The organism is Streptomyces sp. DSM 116793 (assembly GCF_057320905.1).
Genome location: NZ_CM170494.1, coordinates 8,447,833 through 8,474,316 on the forward strand (window position 1 = coordinate 8,447,833; position 26,484 = coordinate 8,474,316).

Annotated in this window: 21 protein-coding genes and 1 pseudogene; 10 read left to right on the top strand and 12 right to left on the bottom strand. The window is 71.2% G+C overall.

Annotation, left to right across the window (positions count from 1 at the left end; all coding sequences use genetic code 11):
- Positions 1–8 precede the first annotated feature (8 nt).
- Positions 9–1,817: a non-ribosomal peptide synthetase gene (locus ACSMXW_RS33290; RefSeq protein WP_485801855.1), complete on the top strand. Its 1,809-nt coding sequence runs from the start codon at positions 9–11 to the stop codon at positions 1,815–1,817.
- A gap of 170 nt (positions 1,818–1,987) precedes the next feature.
- On the top strand, positions 1,988–3,253 hold the full coding sequence (locus tag ACSMXW_RS33295) for an MFS transporter (protein WP_485801857.1): 1,266 nt from the start codon (positions 1,988–1,990) through the stop codon (positions 3,251–3,253).
- Between the two features lie 93 nt (positions 3,254–3,346).
- On the opposite strand, the pseudogene ACSMXW_RS33300 reads toward ACSMXW_RS33295, so the two are convergent.
- Positions 3,347–3,406: pseudogene (locus ACSMXW_RS33300) on the bottom strand (adenylyl-sulfate kinase); the annotation flags it as partial.
- A gap of 381 nt (positions 3,407–3,787) precedes the next feature.
- On the opposite strand from ACSMXW_RS33300, the gene ACSMXW_RS33305 reads away from it, so the two are divergent.
- On the top strand, positions 3,788–3,910 hold the full coding sequence (locus tag ACSMXW_RS33305) for a hypothetical protein (protein ID WP_485801858.1): 123 nt from the start codon (positions 3,788–3,790) through the stop codon (positions 3,908–3,910).
- A 200-nt stretch (positions 3,911–4,110) separates the two neighbouring features.
- On the opposite strand, the gene ACSMXW_RS33310 is transcribed toward ACSMXW_RS33305, so the two are convergent.
- Entirely contained in the window at positions 4,111–5,529 is a 1,419-nt protein-coding gene (locus ACSMXW_RS33310; protein WP_485808462.1) for an aldehyde dehydrogenase family protein, read from the bottom strand.
- Between the two features lie 329 nt (positions 5,530–5,858).
- Positions 5,859–6,773 (bottom strand): AraC family transcriptional regulator, encoded by a 915-nt coding sequence (locus ACSMXW_RS33315; RefSeq protein ID WP_485801860.1) that lies wholly within the window; start codon positions 6,771–6,773, stop codon positions 5,859–5,861.
- Between the two features lie 366 nt (positions 6,774–7,139).
- On the opposite strand from ACSMXW_RS33315, the gene ACSMXW_RS33320 reads away from it, so the two are divergent.
- Positions 7,140–8,171: an aldo/keto reductase gene (locus tag ACSMXW_RS33320; RefSeq protein ID WP_485801862.1), complete on the top strand. Its 1,032-nt coding sequence runs from the start codon at positions 7,140–7,142 to the stop codon at positions 8,169–8,171.
- On the opposite strand, the gene ACSMXW_RS33325 is transcribed toward ACSMXW_RS33320, so the two are convergent.
- The 6 genes from ACSMXW_RS33325 to ACSMXW_RS33350 all read right to left on the bottom strand — a co-directional run bounded on the left by ACSMXW_RS33325 (position 8,102) and on the right by ACSMXW_RS33350 (position 13,544).
- Positions 8,102–9,010, bottom strand: a complete 909-nt coding sequence (locus ACSMXW_RS33325; protein ID WP_485801864.1) for a hypothetical protein — start codon at positions 9,008–9,010, stop codon at positions 8,102–8,104. The two genes, ACSMXW_RS33320 and ACSMXW_RS33325, sit on opposite strands and share 70 nt — an antisense overlap.
- A gap of 243 nt (positions 9,011–9,253) precedes the next feature.
- A complete protein-coding gene (locus tag ACSMXW_RS33330) occupies positions 9,254–9,913 on the bottom strand; it encodes a hydrolase (protein WP_485801865.1) in 660 nt (219 codons plus the stop codon).
- A 391-nt stretch (positions 9,914–10,304) separates the two neighbouring features.
- Positions 10,305–11,162, bottom strand: coding sequence for a helix-turn-helix transcriptional regulator (locus ACSMXW_RS33335; protein WP_485801867.1), 858 nt, complete (start codon positions 11,160–11,162; stop codon positions 10,305–10,307).
- A 161-nt stretch (positions 11,163–11,323) separates the two neighbouring features.
- Complete coding sequence (locus ACSMXW_RS33340) at positions 11,324–12,556, bottom strand: alpha-hydroxy acid oxidase (protein ID WP_485801869.1); 1,233 nt, start codon at positions 12,554–12,556, stop codon at positions 11,324–11,326.
- The gene (locus tag ACSMXW_RS33345; protein WP_485801871.1) at positions 12,553–13,029 is read right to left on the bottom strand and encodes an alpha/beta hydrolase fold domain-containing protein; all 477 of its coding nucleotides are present in this window, start codon (positions 13,027–13,029) and stop codon (positions 12,553–12,555) included. Before ACSMXW_RS33345 ends, ACSMXW_RS33340 begins: the two co-directional genes overlap by 4 nt.
- A gap of 8 nt (positions 13,030–13,037) precedes the next feature.
- Entirely contained in the window at positions 13,038–13,544 is a 507-nt protein-coding gene (locus tag ACSMXW_RS33350) for a thiamine pyrophosphate-dependent enzyme (protein ID WP_485801873.1), read from the bottom strand.
- A 322-nt stretch (positions 13,545–13,866) separates the two neighbouring features.
- On the opposite strand from ACSMXW_RS33350, the gene panD reads away from it, so the two are divergent.
- On the top strand, positions 13,867–14,289 hold the full coding sequence (gene panD, locus ACSMXW_RS33355) for an aspartate 1-decarboxylase (protein ID WP_485801875.1): 423 nt from the start codon (positions 13,867–13,869) through the stop codon (positions 14,287–14,289).
- 1,006 nt (positions 14,290–15,295) lie between these two features.
- Here the strand turns inward: panD and gndA are convergent.
- On the bottom strand, positions 15,296–16,735 hold the full coding sequence (gene gndA / locus ACSMXW_RS33360; RefSeq protein ID WP_485801876.1) for an NADP-dependent phosphogluconate dehydrogenase: 1,440 nt from the start codon (positions 16,733–16,735) through the stop codon (positions 15,296–15,298).
- Positions 16,736–17,108: 373 nt separating this feature from the next.
- Here gndA and ACSMXW_RS33365 point away from each other — a divergent pair, with 373 nt between their 5' ends.
- On the top strand, positions 17,109–18,443 hold the full coding sequence (locus ACSMXW_RS33365) for a transglycosylase family protein (protein WP_485801878.1): 1,335 nt from the start codon (positions 17,109–17,111) through the stop codon (positions 18,441–18,443).
- On the opposite strand, the gene ACSMXW_RS33370 is transcribed toward ACSMXW_RS33365, so the two are convergent.
- Positions 18,433–19,647, bottom strand: coding sequence for a DMT family transporter (locus tag ACSMXW_RS33370; protein ID WP_485801880.1), 1,215 nt, complete (start codon positions 19,645–19,647; stop codon positions 18,433–18,435). The genes ACSMXW_RS33365 and ACSMXW_RS33370 overlap by 11 nt on opposite strands.
- Positions 19,648–20,409: 762 nt before the next feature.
- Between ACSMXW_RS33370 and ACSMXW_RS33375 the strand changes: the two genes are divergently transcribed.
- From ACSMXW_RS33375 to ACSMXW_RS33385, 3 genes are all read left to right on the top strand, one after another.
- A complete protein-coding gene (locus tag ACSMXW_RS33375; protein WP_485808464.1) occupies positions 20,410–21,834 on the top strand; it encodes an SDR family NAD(P)-dependent oxidoreductase in 1,425 nt (474 codons plus the stop codon).
- A 412-nt stretch (positions 21,835–22,246) separates the two neighbouring features.
- On the top strand, positions 22,247–22,420 hold the full coding sequence (locus ACSMXW_RS33380) for a hypothetical protein (RefSeq protein ID WP_485801882.1): 174 nt from the start codon (positions 22,247–22,249) through the stop codon (positions 22,418–22,420).
- A gap of 361 nt (positions 22,421–22,781) precedes the next feature.
- Complete coding sequence (locus tag ACSMXW_RS33385) at positions 22,782–23,519, top strand: flavodoxin family protein (protein WP_485801884.1); 738 nt, start codon at positions 22,782–22,784, stop codon at positions 23,517–23,519.
- A 281-nt stretch (positions 23,520–23,800) separates the two neighbouring features.
- Here ACSMXW_RS33385 and ACSMXW_RS33390 read toward each other — a convergent pair whose 3' ends face one another.
- Positions 23,801–24,847 carry a LacI family DNA-binding transcriptional regulator gene (locus ACSMXW_RS33390; RefSeq protein ID WP_485801885.1) on the bottom strand — a complete coding sequence of 349 codons (1,047 nt, stop codon included), beginning with the start codon at positions 24,845–24,847 and terminating at the stop codon, positions 23,801–23,803.
- Between the two features lie 349 nt (positions 24,848–25,196).
- Between ACSMXW_RS33390 and ACSMXW_RS33395 the strand changes: the two genes are divergently transcribed.
- On the top strand, positions 25,197–26,471 hold the full coding sequence (locus tag ACSMXW_RS33395) for an extracellular solute-binding protein (protein WP_485808465.1): 1,275 nt from the start codon (positions 25,197–25,199) through the stop codon (positions 26,469–26,471).
- Positions 26,472–26,484 lie beyond the last annotated feature (13 nt).

Here is a 26,484-nt window from a genome sequence, read left to right on the forward strand (position 1 = left end):
GGCGCGCCATGGCTCAGACTGCCGATCCACAGGACCTGTTGGCCCGCCTCGCCGAGGTTCCCGGTGATCGCACTGCCGTGATCGCCGAGGACCGGAGCCTCACCTTCGGCGAACTGCGGGCCGCCGCGGCGCGGATCGCCGCCAGGCTCGCCGAGAGGGGAATGACCCAGGAGAGCGTGGTGGCTCTGTGCCTGCCACGCGGCGCCGCCTTGGTGGCCGCCCTCCTCGGGGTGCTCACCGCGGGCGCCGCGTACCTGCCGGTGGACCCCCGGCTGCCCGCGGAGCGCAGGCGCTACCTGGTCACGGACGCCGCCGCGGGGCTGGTGATCACTGACGGCCCGTCCGCCCCGGTCAACGCCCCGGACGTCCCCCAGATGGCCGTCGGCGAACTGTGCGCACCCACCGCCGAAGGGAACCACGGCCCGGAGGGACCGGGCTTCCGCCCGGCGCTGGCCCGGCCCGGTTCCCTGTGCTACGTCATCTACACCTCAGGCTCGACCGGTCGCCCCAAGGGCGTCGAGATCAGCCGGGCGTCCATCGCCGCGCTGCTGGCGGACCTGGAGTCCGAGGGCATCGCCCGCGGCTCGACACGCCGGGTCGCCTGGAACGCCTCGCCCTCTTTCGACGCTTCCGTGCAGCAGTGGGTGCGGCTGTGCCGTGGCGACACTCTGGTCATGCTCGGCGAGGCCACCCGGTCGGACCCGGAGCTGCTGGCCCGGACGGTCGTCGAGGCCGGAATCACGGACCTCGACATCACCCCGTCCCACCTGGAGCCGCTTCTGGAGTACCTCGACGGGGCCCGGCTCCGGTCGCGCCACACGGACTCGCGCCTCACCCTGCTCGTCGGCGGCGAGGCGATCAACGCGGAGCTGTGGGAACGCATCGCCGCACTCGTCGACGAGGGAACGCTGCGGGCGGTCAATCTGTACGGGCCCACGGAGTGCACCGTCGACGCAACCGCCGGGGCCATCTCCTCCGGCGAGGAGCCACACATCGGCACCGTGCTGCCCGGGCTGACCGGGCGGCTGCTGGACGAGAAACTGCGCCCGGTACCCGACGGCGCGGTCGGCGAACTCCACCTGGCAGGCCGGCAGGTGGGCCGTGGCTACCGACACCGCACCGGACTCACCGCCGAGCGTTTTGTCGCGGATCCGTACGGCACCGGCACCCGGATGTACCGGACGGGGGACCGTTGCCGCCGGCTGCCCGACGGCCGGCTGGAGTACGTGGGCCGGGCGGACGGACAGGTCAAGCTGCGCGGCCACCGCATAGAGCTGGGCGAGATCGAGTCCGCCGTGGCGGGGCATCCGGCGGTCGTCGAGGCGGCCGTGATCCACCGGGACGACCTGCACGGTGCGCCGGGGCTGATCGCCTACTACCGGACGCGGACCGCGCTCGGGAAGGAGGAACTGCGCGCGCACCTGGCGGCCGCTCTGCCGGAGTACATGGTGCCGTCGGCGCTGATGGAGCTCGAACGCTTCCCCACCACCGCCAGCGGCAAGATGGACCGGCAGGGGCTGCCGCTGCCGGCGGAACCGGCTGGCCGGTCGTCCGGTGCCGGGCTGTCAGGCTCGGCGGAGGAGCTGATCGCCCGGGTCTGGTCGGAGGTGCTCGCGGTGCCCCGGATCAGCGCTGACGACAACTTCTTCAAACTCGGCGGGCACTCTCTGCTGGCGATCAAGCTGGTCGCCCGGGTGCGGTCCGAACTGGGCCTCACCCTGCCGATCCGGATGGTCTACGAGAATCCACGGCTGCGTGATCTGGCGCAGCGGATCGAGTCGCTTGCGGACCGGGCCGGCGTCCGGGCGGCGGGCTGACGGTCGTTTCCGCCACGACCAACGTGCGCCTTCAGGGGTTCCGCGGCCTCCCACGACGACGGGAGGCCGCGGCCCCGCGGCTTGCACCGTCGGCGCAGACCCGGCTGCCCCCGGCCACAGGCCCACACCCGGCTGCCCCGGCCATGGACGCCACGGAAGGAATGACGACCGTGAGTACCTCCCCTACCGCTCGCCAACCACCGCCGGCCCGGCGCGCACCGGCCCCGTCGTGCGAACGGCCGACCGGCATCGCCACGCCCGGCTTCCGAAGGCTGACCCTGACGTGGGCGAGCGCGCTGTGCGGAGACGGCATCAGATTCGTCGTCCTGCCGCTCCTCGCGGCAGTACAGAGCAGGGATCCGCTGGCGGTCTCGGCGGTGGCGGTCGCGGAGGCCCTGCCGTGGCTGCTGGGCGGACTCCCGGCCGGCGCGCTGGTGGACGGGCTTCCGCCGCGCACGGTGCTGGTCGCAGCCCATGCCGCTCGGGCCCTCGTCACGGCCGCCATGGTGACGATCGTCCTCGCCGGGGCGGAGTCGGTGGCCGTGCTGTGCGCGTTCGGGTTCGTGCTGACGGTCGCCGAGACCTTCGCCGACCCCGCCGCACAGGTCATGATGGTGCGACTGGCCGGGCCGCGGGAGATCGACGCGGCGAACGCCCGTTTCTACGCCGTCAACACGCTCGCCGGCGGGTTCGCCGGGCCGTTCATGGGAGGGATCCTGTTCTCCCTCGGCCCCGGACCGGCCATCGCCGCGCTGGGCGCCTGCTTCCTGCTCTCCGCCCTCGTCTCGCTGGCCCTGCCCGACCTCGCCGCCCAAGGAACCTCCGGCGCCCGGCTCTCCACCGGCGTCGTCGAAGGCCTGCGGATCCTGTTCGGCCAAACCGGGCTGCGCCCGCTGGTCTGTATGGTGCTGGTCGGCAGCATGGCGGCGGCGGTGTTCAACACGCTGTTGCCGCTGTACGCGGTGGATCAGCTGTCGATGCGTCCTGGGAACGTCGGATTTCTGGTGGTGGTCTTCGGCATGGCGGCCCTGGTCGGCACATGGCTCGCTCCCCGCCTGACGAGGCGGATCACCGACGGACTCGCGATGGTTGCCGGCATGGCCCTGGGAGGTGGCGGCTTTCTCGTCGTCGGGGCGAGCGACACCATGGAAATGGTCTGGGGAGGTGTCGTGGCGGCCGGCGTCGGGCTGGGACTGTGGAACGTACTGGGCGCCGCGCGGCGGCAACGACTCACGCCCTCAAGCGCCATGGGACGGGTCTCCGGTGTGTACCGCATGGTCTCCTGGGGCCTGACCCCGCTCGGCAGCGGCCTCGCCGGCGCACTGGCCGCCGCCACGAGCCTGCGTACTCCGCTCGTGGGAGCAGGCGCTGCCGTCCTCATCACGGTCGGCGCGCTCGCCGCGCCGCTGCTGCGGAGGTCCGCGCCTGGTCCGTGATTCCCTGGCACACAGCCCCTGGGCAGGTGCCGTACCGCCGTTGTCGGCCGGCGAAGTCCAGGACGACCGGCCGGCATCCCCCTGCTCAAGGAGTTCCACGACCGCCCTGGAAACGGTGGTCTTCCCGGCGCCGGACAAACCGGTGATCCATATGACGGCCCCGGCCTTCGTCTGTTTTTTCGGCCCACCACCGCTGAGGCTTTCATGGTGTCCTCCCGTGTTCGACGGCGTCTCTCACCCGGCGCGGTGTGTCAGGGACTGTCAGAGCGCTGACGGGAGATCCTCCTCCCGATGATGAGACAGAGGCCAGCTGTGAGCGCAGTCGCTGCGCCTATCGTCAAAGGGTGTGACAGCGACCAGCGATGATGTCCGTCGAAACAGTCCCGTCAGAATGCCCGGACAGCAGCGCGAGGTCAGCCTCCGGGCGGTCCGGGAAGAGGACCTGGCGAAACCGGCGACCTGGTGGATCCACGACGACGTCATGGCGATGCAGTCGGAATGGCCCGTGCCGCAACCACGTGAACCCTCGTCGAGATGTTCAGGGCCTGGGGCCGCAACGACCCCACCGGCGATTCCTGCGCGCTCGCAGTAGACCTGGACGGCTCCTTGGGCGGGTACGTCGCGGTGCTGACTCAGGTCGCTGAGCCGTACCGGTGAACCGGTCGTGATGCTTGCCCCCGGCGGTTGCCCACTCCTCAGATGGCCAACAGCCCGCGACATCGGTGTTGGCCAGCACAAGCAGGGCGCGCAAGAGCGTGGTCGGGTATCGGGCCGACCCGGTCGGGAGCGCCGTGAACCGTGGCATCGTCGTACACACGGTCACACCGACCCGACCGGGACCGGCCGTGCCTATCCGGTCACACCATCACGGACCGCGGTTCGAGGAAGCCCTCGAGACCGTAGACGCCGTACTCCCGCCCGATGCCGGACTGCTTGAACCCGCCGAAGGGGGACCGGTTCTCGAAACCACCGTTGATGGAGACCCGGCCCGCCTCGATCCGCGATGCGATGCGGCGCGCCCGCTCGGGGTCCGACGCGAACACGTAGGCATGCAGGCCGTATGTGGTGTCGTTGGCGATGCCGACGGCGTGGTCGTCGTCCCGGTACGTGATGACCGACAGCACCGGGCCGAAGATCTCCTCCCGAGCGATCGTCATGTCGTTGGTGACGTCGGCGAACACGGTCGGTCGCACGAAGTACCCGTTCTCGAGACCCTCGGGGCGCCCGGGGCCACCGACGACGACTCGGGCGCCTTCCTCGATACCGCGACGGATGTAGCTCTGGACGCGCTCCCACTGCCGCTCGCTCACCATCGGACCGATCGCCGTCGCCGTATCGCGCGGATCGCCGACGGGCCACTCCTCCTCGACCTTCTTCGCGATGAGGGTGAGCGCCTCGTCGAGCCGGCTCTCCGGGAGCAGGATGCGGGTACCGGCGACGCACGCCTGGCCGCTGTTCCAGAACCCGGCCTGGAGCGCACCGGAGATCGCTTCTTCGAGGTCGGCGTCGTCGAGGATGATCGACGGAGACTTGCCGCCGAGTTCCAGCGTCAGGCGCTTCAACGTGTCGACCGCCTCGCTCGCGATGACCTTGCCGGTCGCGGTGGAGCCCGTGAAGGAGATCTTGGAGACGTCGGGGTGGCGGTTGATCACCGAGCCGACGACGTCCCCGCGTCCCGTCACGATGTTCAGGACGCCCTTGGGCAGCCCGGCCTCGTGCAGCGCCTGGGTGAGGACGTGGGTCTGCGTCGCGCTCATCTCGCTGGGCTTGATGACGACGGTGCAGCCGGCTGCCAGAGCGGTCGCGAGTTTGTCGCAGACGATGAACGCATCCGCGTTCCATGGCGTGATCAAGCCGGCGACACCGACCGGGGCCAGTTCCACGGTGGCCCGGCCGATCTGCCGTGCGAAGTCGAACTCCGCCAGCGTTTCGATCATGTCGGCGAAAGCTCCGACGGCCGCGTCCGTTATGTTGGCGTTGCTCTGGGGCGCGCCGTACTCCACGATGACAGCTTCCAGGAGGTCGTCTCGGTGGGCGGCGAGTGCGGCCTGAAGCCGGCTCAGCGCGTCGATCCGCTCTTCCTTGGACGTCGCGGACCACGCCGGCAGTGCACGCTTCGCCGCCGCGATGGCCGCCCGCGCGTCGACCTCGTCGGCGAGTTGGACCTGCCCGATCACTTCGCCTGTGGCAGGATTGTGCAGATCGAACAGTTCCGTGCCGTGTGGGGTCACGAACTCGCCGTCGACGTAGATCTTGTTGATGACATTGCCCTGCATTATTGCCACTCCCTGAATCGTTCCTCGCTCACACCGGGGCCGGCGGATGTTCGATCAACAGCCGCCGCGCCGATGAGAGCGCACACCACGCCGAGCCCGTGCAGAACAAAAAGAGCACAGCCGGCGTCTCTGATTACCCTGGTCAGTCTTCTATGCGGACCGTGTCGGCGACTTTCTCTGCGGTCGGCGACCGTCGTGAACCAGCACTTTCGGCCGCGGGACTGCAATGCTTCGCTGTGTTTCCGCAACTCCATGAAACCAACAGTGTGTGAGCCCGGCCAGCAGGATTCTCTCGCGTGCATGTACGATCCTCTTGGCCGCACGGGAATTCAGGGCAGCGCGGCCACTGCGGCACCGGCCTCATCCCGCATGCGCACCGCATCACGGCTGGGTGGCGCACCGAAAAGTCGCCTGTACTCCCGGCTGAACTGGGATGGACTGTCGTAGCCCACGGAATGCCCAACTCCGGTGACGTCGCTCGGATTATTCGCCAGGATCAGTCGTGCCATCTGCAACCGGATGTGCTTCTGAAACTGGATCGGCGCCATCCCCGTCACCGCCTGAAAATTCTTATGGAATGCGGACACGCTCATGCCCGACAGTTGGGCCAACTCCTCGACCCGGAATTGCCGGGCGTAGTTCTGCCGAATCCACCGCACTGCTCGTGTGATGTGACTGAGGCTGCTGTCCGCGAGCCCGAGCTGGCGCACGACATCACCTTGTTCCCCGGTGATCAGCCGCCAGAGGATTTCACGTTTGATCAAGGGGGCCAGTGCACCCCGATCCCGCGGCCGGTCGAGCAGACGCAGCAGCCGCACAATGGCGTCGAGCAGTTCGTCCGGCGCATCACTGACCGAGAGGCCCAGTCGTGCGGAACCGGGCGATCGCGGCGACCGCCGCAGCTCACCCGGACCGGTCCGCAACAGCAGCTCCGCGATGACCGAGGGCTCCAGTGTCATCGCGAAACCGAGCGCAGGCCGTCCCGGGACGGCATCGACGAATTGTCCCGTCACCGGAAGATCCACCGATGCGACGAGATATTGCCCGGCCCCGTACTCGTAGACGTGATCGCCCAGCGCCAGACGCTTGCCACCCTGAGCGACAACCGCCAGGACCGTACCGGACATCGAGGCTCCCGGCGACACGACGCGGTCCGCCCTGCAGATCCGAACGCCGTCGATGGCCGTGGTCAGATCGGGACGGCCATGCCGTTCCAACAGGTCGCGAAGCTCGCCCAGTGACATGCCGCGATTGCAGCACAAGACCGCAGCCATCCGCCGCGCAACAAGAGGATCGTGCAAAAACTAGCGACATCCGTGCCAGCCGCGACGCCATCGGCACGCACGGGCGGTGGGTTCGAAGGATCCGTCCCAGGCATACCGGTCCCGGGCGGCCCGACCGGGGGCGCTGCCATGAAGGTCGACCGAGCGAGAGGACTGTGCAACCACGCGAGAGGATCTTGATAGCGCGGCAGCCTGCGGCGCTGTTCTCATGGAGGTCCCGGAATGTTCCATGGATTCCGGGACGAAGCAGGGGGTGGGCGACGAAGGTCGCCGATGACTCACCGAATGCTCACCGAATGCTCACCGGATTCCTCCAAGGGGAGAAGTGTGAAGTACCGCACGCTGGGCCGGACCGGAATTCAGGTCAGCCCCTACTGCCTGGGCGCCATGATGTTCGGGACCATGGGAAATGCCGACCATGCCGATTCGATCCGGATCATCCACAAGGCGCTGGACGCGGGGATCAACTTCATCGACACCGCCGACGCGTACTCCCGCGGCGAATCAGAGGAAATCGTCGGCAAGGCACTCAAGGGCCGACGCGACAACGTCGTGCTCGCCAGCAAGGTGTTCCTCCCGATGAGCGACGATCCGAATCACCGGGGTGGTTCACGGCGATGGATCGTCACCGCGGTCGAGCACTCCCTGCGCCGCCTGCAGACCGATCACCTCGACCTCTACCAGGTCCACCGCCCTGATCCGACGGTCGACGTGGAGGAGACGCTGTCGGCGCTGTCGGACCTGATCCACAGCGGCAAGGTACGCGCGATCGGATCGTCGACCTTCCCGGCCTCGGAGATCGTCGAAGCGCAGTGGGTCGCCGAGCGGCGCTGTCTTGAGCGCTTCCGTACCGAGCAGCCGCCGTACTCGATCGTCAACCGGAGCATCGAACGCGAGGTCCTGCCCGTCTGCCGGCGCTACGGGATGGGCACGCTGGTCTGGAGCCCACTGGGCCAGGGCCTGCTCACCGGCCGATACCGCAAGGACCGCAAGATCGGCACCCACCGGTCCCGGTTGCATGGGCGGCAGCACTTCGCCGACGAGCGCAAGCTCGACGTGGTCGAACGGCTCATCCCGCTCGCCGAAAAGGCCGGCCTGCCGATGACCCACCTCGCGATGGCGTTCGCGATCGCCCACCCGGGCGTCACCTCGGCGATCATCGGGCCACGCACCATGGAACAACTCGACGACCTGCTGGCCGGGGCCGACGTCACCCTGGACGACGACGTCCTCAACCGCATCGACGAGATCGCTCCACCCGGCACCGACGCCGGCCGCAACGACGTGGCCTACACACCGCCGGCCGTATCAAGCGTGAACCTGCGCCGCCGACCGGTCACCGAGCGCTCCGCCGCCTGACGGCGACAGCAGGAGAGTTCGTCATGCGGTTGCTGACCCGGGCGTGTCTCTCTGCTGTCGATCGCGTCGTCAGACGGGCCAGGTGCCAAGCGCGTGGGCGAGTCGCTCGGTCTGTTCCCGGGTGATGCTCTGGGCGAGTCGCATGCCGAACCGCGGACTGCCCGGAGCGTCGCATTGGAGGATGCCGGCGAATGGCTGCGTGCCTCTGCTGAGCGGGGCGGGCCGGGCGGCGCCCAACGGGCCGAGGACCCCCACAGGAGATGGGCGGTCAGGAGGGTCGCTGCCACCCGGGGGGCCTCCGTGGCCGAGGCGCCAGTTCGTACCAGGGCCGCGGCGACCAGCTTGTGTGCGCGTACCGGAACGTCCTTGTCACCGAGCGCGGGCAGCAGGAGCAGCAAGCGGGCAGCGGGGTCGTGGACGCCCGGTGCTGTGCGATCCACGTGCTCCGTGATGTGGCTCAGCTCCCGCCAGGACAGACCGGGACCTGCGTGGTGCCCGTCGATGGTGGCGAGGTGGCCGTTCTGCTTCCAGTCGGGGTGGACGAGGAGGTACCGGGTCCCTTCGTTGTCGTCGGGGAAGTTCTCGCGCACCACCACGGCGGTGTGTCCGCCACCGAAGGGGATCTGGAACACGGGCCAGCGCTCCTCGTCCGTCAGCGCTTCGTATGCCGCGTCGACGTCCGGCGCGGTCACGCCGAACCACTCCGGAAGAGGCTCTGCGCCCTCGTCGTCCGCCGCGCACAGCCACATCAGGTAGGCGGCCCAGAATTGGATGCGGGTCTCAGGCTCCGTCTTCAGCTTGGTGGAACCTGTCATGTCGAACTGTTCGTACAGTGTCACAGCGAAGCCTCCCGGATAACGGGCGACCGCTTCACGGCTGATCGGGCCGTTCCACGGTGCGACCGGCGCAGTGACGCCCACCCGATGACCGCTCAACAGGCCACCGACAGGGAACGGGCCGCCGACGATGCCGCCGACGACGAACAGGTCGCCGGCGGCTCCGGAGGGCGAGTCCGCACCACTCAGAACACGGCTCTGCCGCGCGGTGTCGTCACGCGAGACCCCTGGGGCAGGGAACGGGGCCTACTTCTTGGAGAACCCCGCAAGGACGTAGTCGAGGCCCACGCCCCACGCGCCCATGTGGTCGCGGACGATGTCGTTGACGGGCCCGTACGTGTCGCTACGGTCCCAGTCGCGCTGCAGTTCGGAGAGGGTGCTCGCAGTACTGACGGGCACAACTCCCTTCTGGGACATCCGCACGATCGCAGCGTCGTGCGCGGCGACGCTGGAGCCCGCCGAGGCGTCGACGACGGCGAAAACCTCGTACCCGGCCTCGGTCGCCGACAGGGCGGGGAAGGCCACGCAGACCTCGGTCCACAGACCGGCTATGAGCAGACGGCGCCGGCCGGTGGCCTCCACCGCGGCTCGGAAGGCCCCGTCCTGCCAGGCGTTGATGTAGGAGCGGTTGATGACATCAATGTCGGGCAGCGTGCTCGTGATCTGCGGGATCAATGGACCGGCGAAAGTGTCCGCGGCAATGGACGTGAGCACGGTGGGGATGTCGAACACCTTGGCCATACGGGCGAGCGCCGTGACGTTGTTGATCAGCAACTGGGGATCGGCGCTGCGGGCTCCGAAGACCATCTGCGGCTGGTGGTCGATGAGCGCAAGGGCGGTGTCCTGGGGAGTGAACAGGCTGTTGATGGAGCTGTCGGGCAGATCGGGAAGACGGCTGACGGTCACGGATACACCTTCTCTTTGTTGACGTGCGGTTGCTCTGGGAAAGATTCGGTCGAGGTCGGGAAACCCCACCCCTGCGGGAACTGCCGGCGGAACGCACACACCACGCGGGACAGGGGCGACGCCAAGGAGGCCGTCGCGCGCCGGTGGCACACGAAGCCGGCCGGCAACGGCCCGGAATCCACTCACTCAGTACGCATACGGTGCGTGGCTGCTTTGTACGGGAAAACCGTAGGCGTGATGATCAGTGTTTTCCTGGCCCTCGCTGGGCTATGACGCCGGTCACAATGCGGGAGGCGCGTGCGGTCAACTGGTGCCTGCACAGCGGTTCCACCGGCCGGTATGACGGCCATCCCGTGCCGGACGGAGGCGTGGTCCGAGCCCGGCATGGGGATCAGGCGCCCGCCGGTGCGGGACGCGCCATCACCGAGTGCCACACCTGCTCGTCGTGCGAGCCCGGTTCCGGCAGGTGGACGACCACTACCTGGCCGCCTGCGTGAACGACTTGCAGGTTCTCCACGGACATCTCGATCTGCCCGGCCTCGGGGTGCGCGAAGCGTCTGACACGCCGCACCCCCGTCGACACCACCTTCCTCTCCCACACCTCACGGAAGAAGTCACTGGTCGCAGCGAGATCGTCGATCACTTCCCTGGAATGCGCGTCGCTCAGCCCCTCGTCACTCCGCAGCCGGAGCATGCCGATCATCTCCGCCGCGGACTCCGCCCAGTCGGAGCCATACAGACTGCGGGCCCCGGGATCGAAGAGCATCCAGTGGAGAGCGTTGCGGCTCGGCAGCGCTTCGAAGTCGACATACAGGCGACGGTGCCCCGCGTTGGCGGCGAGGACGTCCATGGCGGGGCACAACAGCACGGCGGGAGTCGGATCGAGGGCCCGCAGCAACCGGGCGGTCTCGGGGCGCCCCCGGTCCGTGACCGCGTAGGCGCCGGCCCGCGGGGCGGCCAGCCGGTGCAGGTAACTGCGCTCGTCGTCCGACAGCCGCAGTGCGGTGGCGATGGCGTCCAGGACGCTGGGCGAGGCGCTTACGTGCCGCCCCTCTTCGAGGCGGGTGTAGTAGTCGACGCTGACGTTGGCGAGCGAGGCGAGCTCTTCGCGCCGCAGGCCGGCGACACGGCGCCTGCGGCCGGCCGGCAGCCCGGCCTCCTCCGGCTCCAGTCGGGCCCGCCGCGAGCGCAGGAACTCGCCCAGCGCCACGTTCGGCCTGACCGACTGGTTCCGGCCCGCTGCTTCCACCCCCGTCCTCGCTCACCGCTCGCTCTGAGAGAGGACGACCGGGGTTGGCACGGCGATGTACACCCTTGCCGTCCTGCGATGTGTCAAGGAGTTAACAACTGCGATCTCGCCGGGGACCGGGGGTGAGCAGCCGCCGTGTCCGGGAGTGCAGACGCCGTTGTTCACGCGCGTGGGTGAAGTCGGGTGAGCTGGGTGACGTGCTCCGGACCGAGTTCGGCGAGCGACGCGACACCGAGGAGCTTCATGGTCCTTGCGATCTGCTCGGAGAGGATCTGGATCACCCGCTCCACACCGGCACGGCCGCCGGCCATCAGGCCGTAGAGGTAGGCGCGTCCGACGAGGGTGAACTTGGCTCCGAGCGCGATCGAGGCGACGATGTCGGCGCCGGACATGATGCCGGTGTCGAGTGCGACCTCGACGTCGTTCCCGAGTTCGCGGACCACGTGCGGCAGCAGGTGGAACGGCACCGGTGCGCGGTCGAGCTGACGTCCGCCGTGGTTGGACAGCACGAGCCCGTCCACACCGGCATCGACGAGCTTTCTCGCGTCGTCGACCGACTGCACGCCTTTGATGACGAGCTTGCCCGGCCATATCGAGCGGATCACTTCGAGGTCCTCGAAGCCGATCGTCGGGTCCATGGCCGCGTCCACCAGTTCCCCGACGGTGCCGCCGGTGGACGACAGGGAAGCGAACTCGAGTTTCGGAGTCGTCAGGAAGTCGTACCACCACCAGGGCCGGGGCACGGCGTCGGCGATCGTCCTCACGGTCAGCTGCGGGGGGATGGAGAACCCGTTGCGCTTGTCCCGCAGCCGGGCCCCGGCCACCGGGGTGTCGACCGTGAACAACAGGGTGTCGAAGCCTGCCTCGGCGGCCCGGCGGGTCAGCGCGTAGGAGATCTCCCGATCCCGCATCACGTACAGCTGGAACCAGTTGCGGCCCAGCGGGTTCACGGCCTTGACGTCCTCGATCGAGGTCGTGCCGAGAGTGGACAGCGAGAACGGGATCCCGGCCGCGCCCGCGGCGCCGGCACCGGCGACCTCCCCCTCGGTCTGCATGAGCCGGGTGAACCCGGTCGGGGCGATACCGAACGGCAAGGCACTCGGCCCGCCGAAGATGTCGCAGGACGTGTCCACGTCCGCCGCGCCACGCAGGACCCGCGGGTGGAACTCGATGTCCTGGAACGCCTGGCGCGCCCGAGTGATCGACACTTCGTCCTCCGCCGCGCCGTCGGTGTAGTCGAACGCCGCCGCGGGGGTCCGCCGCCGTGCGATCTTCCGCAGGTCGTGGATCGTGAGCGCGGAGTCGAGCCGGCGTTTCCTGCCGTTCAGCTCGGGCCTCTTGAACCGCAACAACTCGAAGATCTCAGCGGGTTCGGGGAACTGGCGAGTGGTCATCGGGTTCTTCCTCTCCGCGCGGGTGGCGGGTCGTATCGGACGGCTGTGAACGTGGAGGGCGACGAGCTCGCGCGGAGACCCGAGGCCACCGACGACGAGACCGGCGGTGCGCGCCTGGACGCGGGACGGCCCTGCTCCAGCAGCGCCCGGTGGGCAGCCGGCACGTCCTGTGCCGCGGCGAGGTAAGGGTGTCGCGGTGCGAGCCGGTAACGCGGCAACAGGACCGCGATGCTCAGGCTGTCGGGGAGCCTCGCCGCGAACGCGGCAGCATCCTCTGCCGTTGGGAAGCGCCCGCCGTGCACATACAGCGCGACGGCGCGGTCGGTGGTGCCGGCGGCGGCCACCCAATCACCGGTCACCGCTCCGGCCCGCCACGGAAGGGTGGCGAAGGCCGGGCCGGTGGGAGCACAGTGCCGTCCCGGCGCGGCCGTCGGCCCGTGCGTACCGATCGAGGCGTGACGTGTCGTTCGCATCGTGTCGCTCACTCTCCCAGCGCCGGGGCGTTCTGCTCGGCGACGGCCCGGGAGACCGCCGCCAGCAGGTCGGGCACGTCCATCATGGGCAGCACCGCCTCTACCAGCACCAGGCCCTTCGGGTCGGCGGCTGCGTCCAGCGCGGCGGTCGACTCGGCGACTGTGGAGGCACGCAGCACCTCGGAGGCTTCGGCACCGCCCATCGCGGCCGGTACCAGCGACCGGTCCCAGCCCGGAATGTCGTTGTACCGCTGCTCGGCACCGTGGATCGCCCGTTCCACGGTGCAGCCGGCGTTGTTGACCGGCAGCGCCACCATGTTCCGCCCGTCGTGCAGGCCTGCGCCGAAGCGGTCGGCGAGGAAGTCGGCAAGCACGGTGAGTGAGCCGGCGTCGCCGAGCATGCGGCGGGCGGCACGGGTGAAGTCCTCCAGTGCCCGCTCGGAGAAGTCCGCGGCAGGGACGGCCAGCGGCGCCGCCGGGCGCTCGACCGGGGCCTCGGCCACGTCGGTGGGCATCACATCAGGTAGCGCGATCGATACGGGATGGACGTGGCGAACGGTGTGCTTGGTCTCTGTCGCTGTGGCGATCGTCACGGAGGTCGTCGACGTCGCTGCGTAGGCTGGCGCCGGCCGCCACCGGCGGGGAACGCGGGAACGTGACGACGGTCCAGGATGCTCCTCCCGGTGGCTGACGCCCCGTCGGCCAAGTCGGCATCCGGTCAGCACGAGTCCTGGGAATCCCAGGGACGGCTGCCCGGACACGCGACTGGTTGTAGGGTGGAGAGCCAGCCCCTGACCTGCAAGAACGCGGGCAGGGAGCCTACTTTCAGGAGTGTCGATGTTGCGTACCATGTTCAAGTCGAAGATCCACCGTGCCACCGTCACACAGGCGGACCTCCACTACGTGGGCTCCGTGACCATCGACGCCGATCTGATGGACGCCGCCGACCTGCTGCCCGGCGAGCTGGTCCATATCGTCGACATCACCAACGGCGCGCGCCTGGAGACCTACGTCATCGAGGGGGAGCGGGGTTCCGGCGTGATCGGCATCAACGGCGCCGCGGCGCACCTGGTGCACCCCGGCGACCTGGTGATCCTGATCAGCTATGCGCAGGTGGACGACGCCGAGGCCCGTGCCCTGCGTCCGCGTGTCGTCCACGTGGACCGCGCCAACCGCATCGTCGGCCGGGGCACCGACCCCTCCGAGCCGGTTCCGGGCGGCGACACCGTGCGCGGCCCGGGGGCCGTGGCCAGGGACTGAGCCCCTGCCCGGGCGCGCAGTATGCACCCTGCCGCGCCCGGGCGCACGTCGAGCGCCGCCATGGATGCGTGGGCGGGCACCCGCCGGGTACGCGTGGGGCGAGTGCAGAAAGCCATCATGTCCGGGCGACACGGACGACGAGGAGTGTGGTCCGGGCGACCGGCCTGGAGGCCGAAAATGACACACCCGTTCCCAGATCCCGTACCTCCGACCCCGACCCCCGGCCCCGACCGCCCCGGGCCACCGCGTCCGCCGGATCCGGTGCCGCCGGATCCGCGCCCGCCCGACCCGGTGCCGCCGGATCCCACGCCGGCCCCCGGCCCCCGGCCCATGCCGGAGCCGTCACCTGTCCCGAAGCCGCCCGGCCCCGACCCCACGCCGGAGCCCGAGCCGGGACCCGTGTCCTGACAGGCCGCCCCTGACGCAGGGGCCTGACACAGGGGCCGTCGGGGAATGCCTGCGGAGCCCCGACCCTCGGCCCCCGGCCCTTGGGGGGCCACCGTCCCTCGGCCAGTGCGGGGCGGCGGTTCTCGGCCAGTGCGGGCCGACGTCCTTGGCCCGGCCGGGGCCCGGCCCCCGTCCGGGCGGTGCGGGGATACGCCCCTGGCCGGTGTGGGGCCAAGCACCCGGCCCGTCTTGGTCACCGAGCCCGACCCGTGCAGGGCCGCGGATCATCGGCCCGTGCGCGCCTCGGCCCTGGCCCCCGGTGGCCGGTGCGGGGACATGGCCCCTGGCCGCTGTAGGACCAGGGACCCTAGCCCGTGCCGGGGCCCACCGGACCCCGGCTGCCCGTGCCGGTCTTACCGGACCCCGGCTGCCACGGCCCCACAGGGCGCGCGTTCCCCGAGCGAGCCCGCCAGGCCGCAGCGAGCAGGCCACTACGCCGCAGCGAGCCCGCCAGGCCGCAGCGAGCAGGCCACTACGCCGCAGCGAGCCCGCCACTACGCCGCAGCAAGGCCGCCGGCACGCCGCAGCGAGGCCGCGCCGTGTCTCACGAGGCCCGGTGCTACGCCTCGACCTCCGAGCGGTCACCGCCCCAGAGCGTGTGGAAGGTGCCCTCGGTGTCCGTGCGCTTGTAGGTGTGCGCACCGAAGTAGTCCCGCTGGGCCTGGGTGAGCGCGGCGGGGAGGCGGCCTGCGCGCAGGGAGTCGTAGTAGGCGAGCGCCGCCGAGAAGCCGGGGGTCGCCACACCCTGCTGCACCCCCGCCACCACCACGGCGCGCCAGTCGTCCTGCGCCGCCGCGATCTCGTCCGCGAAGCCCTTGTCGGAGAGCAGGCTGGGCAGGTCGGGGCGGGCGTCGTAGGCGCTGCGGATCCGGTCCAGGAACGCCGCGCGGATGATGCAGCCGGCGCGCCAGATCGCCGCGACCGAGCCCGCGTCGATGTTCCAGTCGTACTCCTCGCTGCCCGCGGCGATGAGGTGGAACCCCTGCGTGTACGAGACGATCTTCGACGCGTAGAGAGCCTGTTCCACCTGGTCGGCGAAGGCCGCGGCCTCCTTCTCGCCCATCGGCTGCGCGGTCGGGCCCGCGAGGCCCCGGGAGGCGTCGCGCAGTGCGGCGTGGCCCGACAGCGAGCGGGCGAAGACGGCCTCGGCGATGCCGGACACCGGCACGCCCAGGTCGAGCGCGACCTGCACCGTCCAGCGGCCGGTGCCCTTCTGCTCGGCCTGGTCGAGCACCACGTCCACGAACGGGTTCCCGGTACGGGCGTCGGCCTGCGACAGCACCTCGGCGGTGATCTCGATCAGGTACGAGTCGAGCCGGCCGGTGTTCCAGGTGCGGAAGATGTCGGCGATCTGCGCGGGGGTGTATCCGGCCACGTCGCGCAGCAGCTGGTAGGCCTCGCCGATGAGCTGCATGTCCGCGTACTCGATGCCGTTGTGGACCATCTTGACGAAGTGTCCCGCGCCGTCCGGGCCCACGTGGGTCACGCAGGGCGACCCGTCCGCCGACTTCGCGGAGATCTTCTCCAGCATCGGGCCGAGCGAGGCGTACGACTCCGGGGAGCCGCCCGGCATGATGCTGGGACCGTGCAGGGCGCCCTCCTCGCCGCCCGAGATGCCGGTGCCGACGAAGTGGATGCCCCGGTCACGCAACTCGCGCTCCCGGCGCCGGGTGTCGTCGAAGTGTGCGTTGCCGCCGTCGATGATCATGTCACCCGGCTCCAGGAGCGGCGCGAACTCCTCGATCACCGCATCGGTCGGGGCGCCGGCCTTCACCATGATCATGACCCGGCGGGGGCGCTCCAGCGCGTCGACCAACTCCTGCGGGGTCTCGGCCGGCACGAAGTCGCCCTCGCCGCCGAACTCCTCCACCAGCGCACGCATCCTCGCCGAGGTGCGGTTGTGGACGGCGACCGTGTAGCCGTTGCGGGCGAAGTTCCGGGCGAGGTTGCGCCCCATCACGGCAAGCCCCGTGACGCCGATCTGAGCCGAACTGCTCATGTGCATAACTCCTGAATCAGTAAAGAAGCCGTGACCGCCAGTATCACCCCTGGGCGGCGGTCCCTCTCGACAGGTCTCGACAGGGGAGTACCCGGGGCGCCGGCCGGAACTCGGGGCAACTGCCGGAAGCAGGTGTCGCTTTCGGACGCGGCACCCGGTGCCGCACGCGCCCGCCGCGCTCCCCGGTGCGGGCCCGGAATCCGCTGGACAGGCGGGGTGCGGACGGCCCCGGTGTGCGGTGATTGCGCGTCCGGAACACCGATATGAGCGACTGATTGCCCTCTTGTCCCGGCCTGTCGCAGCGCGTAACTTTGCGGCGCCCAATGCTGTGGGAGCCGGGGTCCGCCTCCGGCCATTCGACGGGGGGACCCCCATGGCCGTACGCGGTCGGCACCGCAGGTACCAGCCGAACCGGATCAACCGCGCCTCGCTGACCGTCACCGCGAGCGGCGCCGGCCTCGCCATACCCCTCATCGGCACCACGGTCGCCCACGCCGCCGACACGGCCACCTGGAACAAGGTCGCCGCCTGCGAGTCCAGCGGCCGCTGGGACGTCAACACCGGCAACGGCTACTACGGCGGCCTGCAGTTCACCCAGTCCACCTGGGAGGCCTACGGCGGCCGGGCCTACGCACCGCGCGCCGACCAGGCCGGCAAGGACCAGCAGATCGCCGTCGCCGAGAAGGTGCTGGGCAGCCAGGGCCCCGGCGCCTGGCCCACCTGCTCGGAACGCGCCGGACTCGCCCGTGGCGGCCCCGCCCCGGCCGCGCCCGCCGCCGCGCACACCGGCTCCCAGGGGCACACCGGCTCCCGGACCACCGCGGGCACCCGCCAGACCAGGCAGGGCGCCCCGGACGTCAAGCCGGAGACCACCCCGCAGTCCCGCGCGGGCACCGCCGAGATGTACACGGTGGTGCGCGGCGACACCCTCTCGGAGATCGCCGAGGACCACCGTGTCGACGGCGGCTGGCAGCGGCTCTACTCCGTCAACCGGAACACCGTCGGAGCCGACCCCGACCTGATCGTGCCGGGCCAGCGGCTCTCCCTCGACGGTTCCCGGGGCACCGTGCCGCACCAGCGGAAGGCCGCCCGCCCCGCACCGAAGCATCCGGCCGAGCCCTCGGCGCTGCCGCGCTCCGCCCCGTCCGACCGGCATGGCGAGCCCACTCACCCGAAGCCGGAACACCCCAAGGCCCACAAGCCGTCCCAGGCCCCCGCCAGGACCGCGAAACCCGCGGCGAAACCGGCCAAGCCCGCCACGAAGCCCGCCGCCAGGGCCCACTCGTCCGCGCACCCCGCCCACCACGGCCTGCTCGCCCCGGTCTCCGCCTCCATCGGCACGCCCTACCACGCGCAGGGCGGCTCCTGGTCGAAGGGCTACCACACCGGCGTCGACTTCCTCGTGCCCACCGGCACGTCCGTCAAGGCCATCGCGCCCGGCCAGGTGGTGGCCGCCGGCTGGGGCGGCTCGTACGGATACCAGGTGGTGGTCCGGCACGCCGACGGCAAGTACAGCCAGTACGCCCACCTTTCGGCGATCTCGGTGAAGACCGGGCAGAAGGTCGTGGGCGGCCAGCGGCTCGGCCGCTCGGGCGCCACCGGAAACGTCACGGGCCCGCATCTGCACTTCGAGGTGCGGACCGGGCCCGAATTCGGTTCCGACGTCGACCCGCTCGCCTATCTGCGGGCCGGCGGCGTCAGGATCTGAGGCGGCCGCAGGGAGCGAGCCGCCCCCCGGCGCTCCGCTCCGAGCTCCCCGGCTGCCGGGGCAGGCGCGCCGTCCTGCTCCGCTGCGGGTCCTCCTCCAGGTCGGACAGATCCCCCGGCACCTCCCGCAGGCCCGGGAACCGCCTCAGCTCGGGCAGCTCCTCGCGCCGCATCCGCTCCAGGTCCTCCAGCACCGGCACGGGCCCGGGCGAGGCATCCTGGGCGGCACCCTGTGCCATGTCCTGCCGCGCGGGCACCGACCGGGCGAGGTCCGCGGGCAGGGAGGCGCCTCCGGCGGGGCCCTCGGCCGCCGGCTGCTGCGCGCGGGCCGCCGCGGCCACGGTGACGGTGCGGTCGCCGGCGGCCGGGCCCGCGGCGTGGATGCGCTCGGTCGTCAGCAGGATCAGACCGCCCGCCGCGACCACCCCGCAGCCCAGCGCCAGCACGGCCCCCGTGGTGCCGTGCCGGAAGCTCTCGCCGAACATGGTCAGGCCCACCGCGGCCGCGACCACCGGGTTGACGACCGTGAGCGTGGACAGCGGTGCGGCGAGGCCCGCGCCGCGGTAGGAGGCCTGCGACAGCAGCATGCCCGCCACCGCCATCACGGCGGTCACCCCCAGCGTCGGCAGCAGCACCGCGAGCGTGGTGCCCTCCGACCAGTCCAGCGCGACGGTCTTGGTGAACACCGACGCGATACCGAAGGCGGCACCGGATGCCGTGGCCAGCAGCACACTGCGGACCGCCGGATGGTGGTGCAGCGCGTGCGCCGTCACCATCAGGGCCACGATCGAGCCCGCGGTGACCGACGCCACGACCAGCCGCTGGAGCCCGCTCAGCGACTGGGTGTCGGAGACCCCGGTCAGCGCCAGCAGCCCGGCCAGCCCGACCGTGGCCATCACGGCCCCCCGCCAGGCGGTCGCGCCGGCCCTGCGCCCCGCGAACAGGGCCGCCATGGGGAGCGCGAAGACGATGGTCAGGGCGCCGAGCGGCTGGACCAGACTGAGCGGTCCGAAGGCCAGGGCCGCCACGTGGAGCACGGCACCCAGGGCGTTGAGCCCGACCGCGGCCCACCAGACCGGGCGGTGCAGCGGGGCGTACTGCGGGCCGGGCGCCGCGGCGGCGACCCGCTCCTGGACGATGGCGCCGCCCGCGTACGCCACGGCGGAGACCAGGGAGAGCAGCACGGCCAGGGTGAGGGCACTCATCTCGAGCACCTCGCCGGGCCGGGCGTGCGGTGGGCAGAGCGCGCTGTGCGGTCTGTCCCGTGGTGCGTGCAGGCGGCGTCCATACCTTCCACGATGCCTCGCAATGCGGTTCGTGTCGTCGTCCCTGAGCACGCATTGGGTCCTACTGCCAAAGGAGTACACAGGGGTTCCTGTCATCCCCCGGACTGGCGACCGCGGGGGGACGCCGCCGGGGTAAAGGCCGTGGACGCCGGGGGTATTCCCGATGGGTCGGTTTGGCGTGGCACGCCGTGCCTGACGTAGAGTCCCGCTTCTGGAACGCCCGTGCGCGGCCGTTTCCGAGGGCACCCGGCCGGCCGGTAGCACGCACCGCGTGCACGGGCCGGCCGGGGGGCGCCCGGGCAGTTCGAGCTGATGAAGGGGCACGCGGCGGCGATGACGGCGACACACGACGGACCGGTGCGGCGGCCCGGCAGCGCTGCCGAACGCCTCACACCCGACCCGGGAAGGCCGGGCAACCCGGGCACCCGGCAGGGACGGCCCGGCACCGGCCGGGCGGAGTCCGGCCGCATGCCGGGGGAGCCGGGCGGAGCGCCCGGCCCGTACGGTTCGGGCCGAGCGGAGCCAGGCCTCGGACCAGGGGAGTCCGGTTCTGGATCAGGAGAGTCCGGCCGCGGACCAGGGGAGTCCGGCCGCGGACCAGGGGAGTCCGGCCGCGGGCCGGGGACGTCCGGCCCCGGACCCGGGGAGGCTGGATCCGGACCGGCGGAGTACGGCCCCGGCATCGACCCCGAGCGGCTCGCGATAGCCCTGGGCGTGCTCGCGGAGCTGGACACGCTGGAGATCGACCACCCGGACGCGATCGCCGTCCGGCGCGCCACCTCCGGGCTCTACCGCACGGTCAAGCAGCGCCGCCGCCAGGAGCGGCGGGCCGCCAAGACCGCCCACGACAAGGCCGTCACCGAGGCCACCGCCACCGGCTCGGCGGACCGCATCGACGACGAGACGCGGGGCCTGCTGCCGTCCTCGGCGGCACGGGGCGAGATCGCGGGCGTCCTGCGCCGGCCCCGGTCCTGCTACGTCTGCAAGACCCGCTACGTCGAGGTCGACGCCTTCTACCACCAGCTCTGCCAGGCGTGCGCCGCCGAGAACCGCGCACGCCGCGACGCCCGCACCGACCTTTCCGGCAAGCGGGCCCTGCTCACCGGCGGCCGGGCCAAGATCGGCATGTACATCGCGCTGCGGCTGCTGCGTGACGGCGCTCACACCACGATCACCACCCGCTTCCCCAACGACGCGACACGGCGCTTCAAGGCGATGCCCGACAGCGACGAGTGGATCCACCGGCTGAAGATCGTCGGCATCGACCTGCGCGACCCGGCCCAGGTGGTCGCGCTCGCCGACTCGGTCGCCGCCCAGGGCCCCCTGGACGTCCTGATCAACAACGCCGCCCAGACCGTGCGCCGCTCGCCGACCGCGTACAGCGAACTGGTGGCCGCCGAGTCGGCACCGCTGCCCGCCGGGGTGCTGCCCGCGGCCGAGGTGATCGGAACCTTCGGCTCCGGAGCCGTGGCGGCGCTGCCCGCGCCCCGGCGGGGCGGCCTGAGCGCGCAGGAGATCACCGAACTGGCGCTGGTCTCCGGGTCCGCGGCGCCCGACAGGATCGCGGCGGGCACGGCCGTGGACGCCGGCGGGCTCGTCCCCGACCTGCACGACAGCAACAGCTGGGTGCAGGCCGTCCAGGACGTGGATCCGGTCGAACTCCTCGAGGTGCAGCTCTGCAACTCCACCGCGCCGTTCATCCTCATCAGCAGGCTGCGGGCGGCCATGGCCGCGGCCGTCGCGGCGGGCGGCCGGCGTGCCTACGTCGTGAACGTCTCGGCGATGGAGGGCGTCTTCGGGCGCGGCTACAAGGGCGCCGGGCACCCGCACACCAACATGGCCAAGGCCGCGCTGAACATGCTGACCAGGACCAGCGCCCAGGAGATGTTCCAGACCGACCGCATCCTGATGACGGCGGTGGACACCGGCTGGATCACCGACGAGCGGCCGCACCCGGACAAGATGCGCCTCGCCGAGGCGGGCTTCCACGCCCCGCTCGATCTGGTCGACGGCGCGGCACGCGTCTACGACCCGATCGTGCGGGGCGAGGCGGGCGAGGATCTGTACGGCGTCTTCCTCAAGGACTACGCCCCGCGCCCCTGGTAGCGCATCACCCGGACGGAGCAGCGCGTCCGGCCCCGCGGGCGCCCGACTCGCCCTGCTCGCACGGGACTCGGCGGGCCGGTGCGTCCCCGCCCGGCCTGCGGACGCCGGCCCGACCGGGGATCATGGCCGAATGGAAGCGGATGGTCGCGGACAAATAGCCTTATTATTCCTCGCTATCGAGCGGATATGCGCTCACATGGTTACTCTGGAGCGGACGGACGGTTCTCGGGGCCACATCCATTTCCATGGTCCGTCCAGGGACAGGCCGGCCACCACGGCCTGCTCCACAGCGAACTGCCGGCGCCACCGCGTCCCAGCTGCCCTCGTCCCAAGCCCCACCGGGCGTCAGGCGCCTGGTCGGAGACCGGGCGGGCCTGTCCCCGAGGGTTACCCGACACAGAAGGAGTGCGCGGTGACACCAGAGAAGCCCACGGCCGAACAATCCCCGAAGGAACGCACGGAGCGCCTCGTTCCAGGCGCCGAGAAGCTCGGCAGCCTGGACGTCTGGGCCAGGTCCGCCCCCATCCGCCTCGCCGGCTACGAGGACGACCTCGCCGAGCCCCACATCCTGCCTAGCGTCGACTGACCGACGCTGCAAGGGGACGCCGGCCCCGGGCTGCCACGGCGCCGTTTCCGGGAGTGCCGTCACTCAGGGGCACGGGCCTCACGAGCGCGGGCTCACGAGCGGGCTCACGAGCGCCGGCCTCAGGGCCACGGCATCAGGGCGCCGGCCGTGGAACCGGTCCTCGTAGGGCCGCGACCGGCCTCTCATGGGTCGTGAGCGCGTCCCCGTACGGGCCCGTGGCCGGCGCCGGGCCGTTCGGCTGTCGGGGTGGTCGTCGGCGCCCCGATGCGGCGCTGCCGCGACGGTGATCGCCGGGCCAGCACCATGGTCAGCGTTGCGCCGCGGTGAACGGCACGGCGGCCCGATGCCCGGAGGGCACCGTATGACCAGCCCGAGCGAGGACGCCACCGCACCCCCCGCCCGCTACGACGATCTGAGGGCGCTGTACATCAACTGCACCCTCAAGCGCTCCCCGGAGCGCAGCAACACCCAGGGCCTGGTCGACCGCAGCATGGGGATCATGCGGGCACAGGGGGTGCGGGTGGAGCTGGTCCGGGCCGTCGACGAGGACATCGCCACCGGCGTCTGGCCCGACATGACCGAGCACGGCTGGGCCAGCGACGCCTGGCCGGCGCTCTACGAGCGGGTCATGGCGGCCGACATCCTCATCCTGGCGGGCCCGGTCTGGCTCGGCGACAACAGCTCGGTGACCAGGATGGTCATCGAGCGGCTCTACTCCTGCTCCAGCCTGCTCAACGACTTGGGCCAGTACGCCTACTACGGCAGGGTCGGCGGCTGCCTGATCACCGGCAACGAGGACGGCGTCAAGCACTGCGCGGCGGCCGTCCTCTACAGCCTCCAGCACGTGGGCTACACCGTCCCGCCGCAGGCGGACGCCGGCTGGGTGGGCGAAGCGGGCCCGGGCCCGTCCTATCTTGACCCCGGCTCGGGCGGCCCGGAGAACGACTTCACCAACCGCAACACCACCTTCATGACCTGGAACCTCCTGCACATGGCCCGCCTCCTGAAGGACGCCGGCGGCATCCCGCCCCACGGCAACCAACGCACCGCCTGGGACGCCGGCTGCCGCTACGACCAGTCGAACCCGGAGCACCGGTAGGACACGCGCGGTTGGCGCTCCCGACAGGGCCGCGGAAGATGCGCGAGCACTCCCACCGGCCGGCGACGAGAAGGAGACCGGCAGGGACAGCGCCCTGACGGGGACGTGGGGAGCTGCGCGAGCAACCGCCGACCGGGGGTGCCGGGGGAGGTCTGGAGGGGCAGCGCCCTGACGGGGGCGCGGGGAGCTGCGCGAGCAACCGCCCACCGGCCGGTGGCAGCCGACGGGCCGCAAGGCCGACGGACCCGGCGCCCGCCGCGGGCCGGCCGGGCGCCGCCGCATCACTCCCCGCGCACCGCCGACGTACTCTCCCGCTCGATCAGACGCGGCACCGGCACCTGCACCGCCCGAGCAGGCCCCCCGTCGAGCAGGCCGAGCAGCTCACGCGCCGCGGTGCGGCCGAAGGACACCGAGTCACGAGACATCGCCGACAGCCACGGATGCACCATCCGGCAGAGCGCCGAGTCCTCCCAGGCGACCACCGACACGTCGCCCGGCACGGAGAAGCCGAGGGCGGCAGCGGCGGCCACCCCGGCGACGGCCATCACGTCGTTGTCGTAGACCAGTGCCGTCGGCGGGGTGGCCGAGCCGAGCACCCGGCGGGTGGCGGCGGCGCCCTCCGCGTCGGAGTAGTCCGTGGTCACCGACCGCACGCCGGTCAGCCCGCGCCGCGCGGCCTCGGCCCGCAGGGTGCGGATCCGGCGGTCGGTGTGGGCGAGGTCGGCGAGGCCCGCGATGTGCACGATCCTGCGGTGCCCCAGGGCGTGCAGCCGCTCCACCACCTGCGCCATCGCCCCGGCGTCGTCCGCCCAGACCGTGGACAGCCCCGGGTGGCCGCTCTCCGGAACGCCGCCGATGACGACAACCGGCAGCGCCAGCTCGTCCAGCAGCGCGGGCCGGGGATCGTCGATCCGGGGGTCGACCACCATCACGCCGTCCACCCGGTGCTCGGCCCACCAGCTCCGGTACACCTCGCACTCCGCCCCGACGTCCTCCACCACCTGGAAGAGCAGCCCGAGGTGACGCTCCGCCAGCACCTCCTGGATGCCCGAGACGAGTTGCAGGAAGAACGAGTCCACGCCGAGCATGGCCGCCGGCCTCGCCAGCACCAGCCCGACCGTGGCGGCACCCTCGCCGGACAGGGCGCGCGCCGCGGTGCTGGGCCGCCAGCCGAGTTGCTGTGCGACCCTGCGCACCCGGGCGCGGGTGGCCTCGGAGACCCCGGGACGGTCGTTGAGCGCGAAGGAGACAGCGCTCTCCGAGACGCCGGCGCGGCGCGCGATGTCCTTCATCGTCGGGCGGCGCGCGGGCGACCGCTTGGCTGACAATCCCGCCCCTTTCACCGGACTCCTGAGACACGCCACCCTAGCGCACGGCTGGGAGGTAAAGCGCTTGAGCCGTATCTCCTAAAGCGCATTAGCCGTGGCATTTATTGGCGCCCACGACCGAGCTGACCTGCGGTGATCCAGTCGAGTCGGGTTTGGTACCGACCAATCCATTGACTTTTTCCGCAGGCGTATTGCAGGGTCCTGCACGGCAGTGCCCGACCGCCGCCGTGAGCTCTGTGCGGCGCCCTGGGCCCTCGCTGTGTTCCGGGCCGAGCAAAGGAGCCGATCCACCGTGCGTACCGAGCCCTCTTCCCGCAGCGGCCCAGCCCGCGGCGCCCTCGCCCGGCGCCTGCCGCGCCGCGCCCTCACCGCCGCCGTGCTCGCTCTCGCCCTGCCGCTCGCCGCCTGCGGCAGCGGTGACGGCGGCAGCGACGACGCCTCCGGAAAGGTGACGGGCACCATCACCTTCCAGACCTGGAACCTGCGCGCCAACTACCAGGCCTACTTCGACGGCCTGGTGAAGGAGTTCGAGAAGAAGCACCCCGGCACGCACGTGAAGTGGATCGACCAGCCGGCCGAGGGATACGCGGACAAGATCAGCGCCGACGCGGCCGGCGGCACCCTGCCCGACGTCGTCAACGTCTCGCCCGACCTGCTCGCCCCGCTCGCCAGGGCGGGCCTCGCGCTCGACCTGGACAAGGCGGCGGGGCAGTACCGGAAGGAGTACCTGCCGGGTGCCTGGCGCGGCCAGCAGGTGCCCGGCGCGAGTGGCACCTTCGCCTTCCCCTGGTACCTGAACACCGGCCCGCTCTTCTACAACAAGCGGCTCTTCGAGGACGCCGGGCTCGACCCCGCCAAGCCCCCGAAGACCTACGCGGAGCTGTTCGCCGACGCCCTGCGGATGGCCGACCGCAGCCACGGCAAGGTCGCCACGCTCGCGGGCGTCCCCACCATCGAGGACTTCGGCCGCTACGGCGTGCCGCTGATGAACAAGGCGGGCACCGGCTTCACCTTCAACGACCCCAAGGGCGTGGAACTGCTCGCCAAGTACAAGGAGCTGTACGACGCGAAGGCCCTCGACCCCCAGGCGCTCACCGCAACCCCGGAGTCCGCGGGTAAGAAGTTCCTCACCGAGGCCGTCGCGATGAACCCCGGCAGCGCACTGGACCTCGGCAACTTCAAGAAGCAGGCGCCGCGCCTCTACCGGAACATCGGCATCACCGACCAGATCACCAGCACCGGCAAGGTCAACATGTATGTGATGGGCGTGATGGTGAACGCCCGGACGAAGCAGAAGCCCGCGGCCGTGGCGTTCGCGCACTTCGTCACCGACGCCGCGCACCAGATGTCCTTCGCCAGGAAAGTGGCGATCTTCCCCAGCACCGCCGGCTCGCTCGACGACCCGTACTTCACCAAGCAGGACGGCACCGACGAGACCCGGGTGCGGGTCGCCGCCGCCCAGTCGCTGAAGTCCGCGGTCAACTACACGCCGGTGCTCTTCAGCGACCAGATGAAGATCGAGCTGCGCAATGCCGTCGACCGCGCCCTGCAGGGCAAGCAGAGCCCCGAGGCCGCGCTGGACGGCGCCGTCAGGGCCTGCGACCGGCTGCTCCAGCAGAGCTGACCCCGCGGCCCGC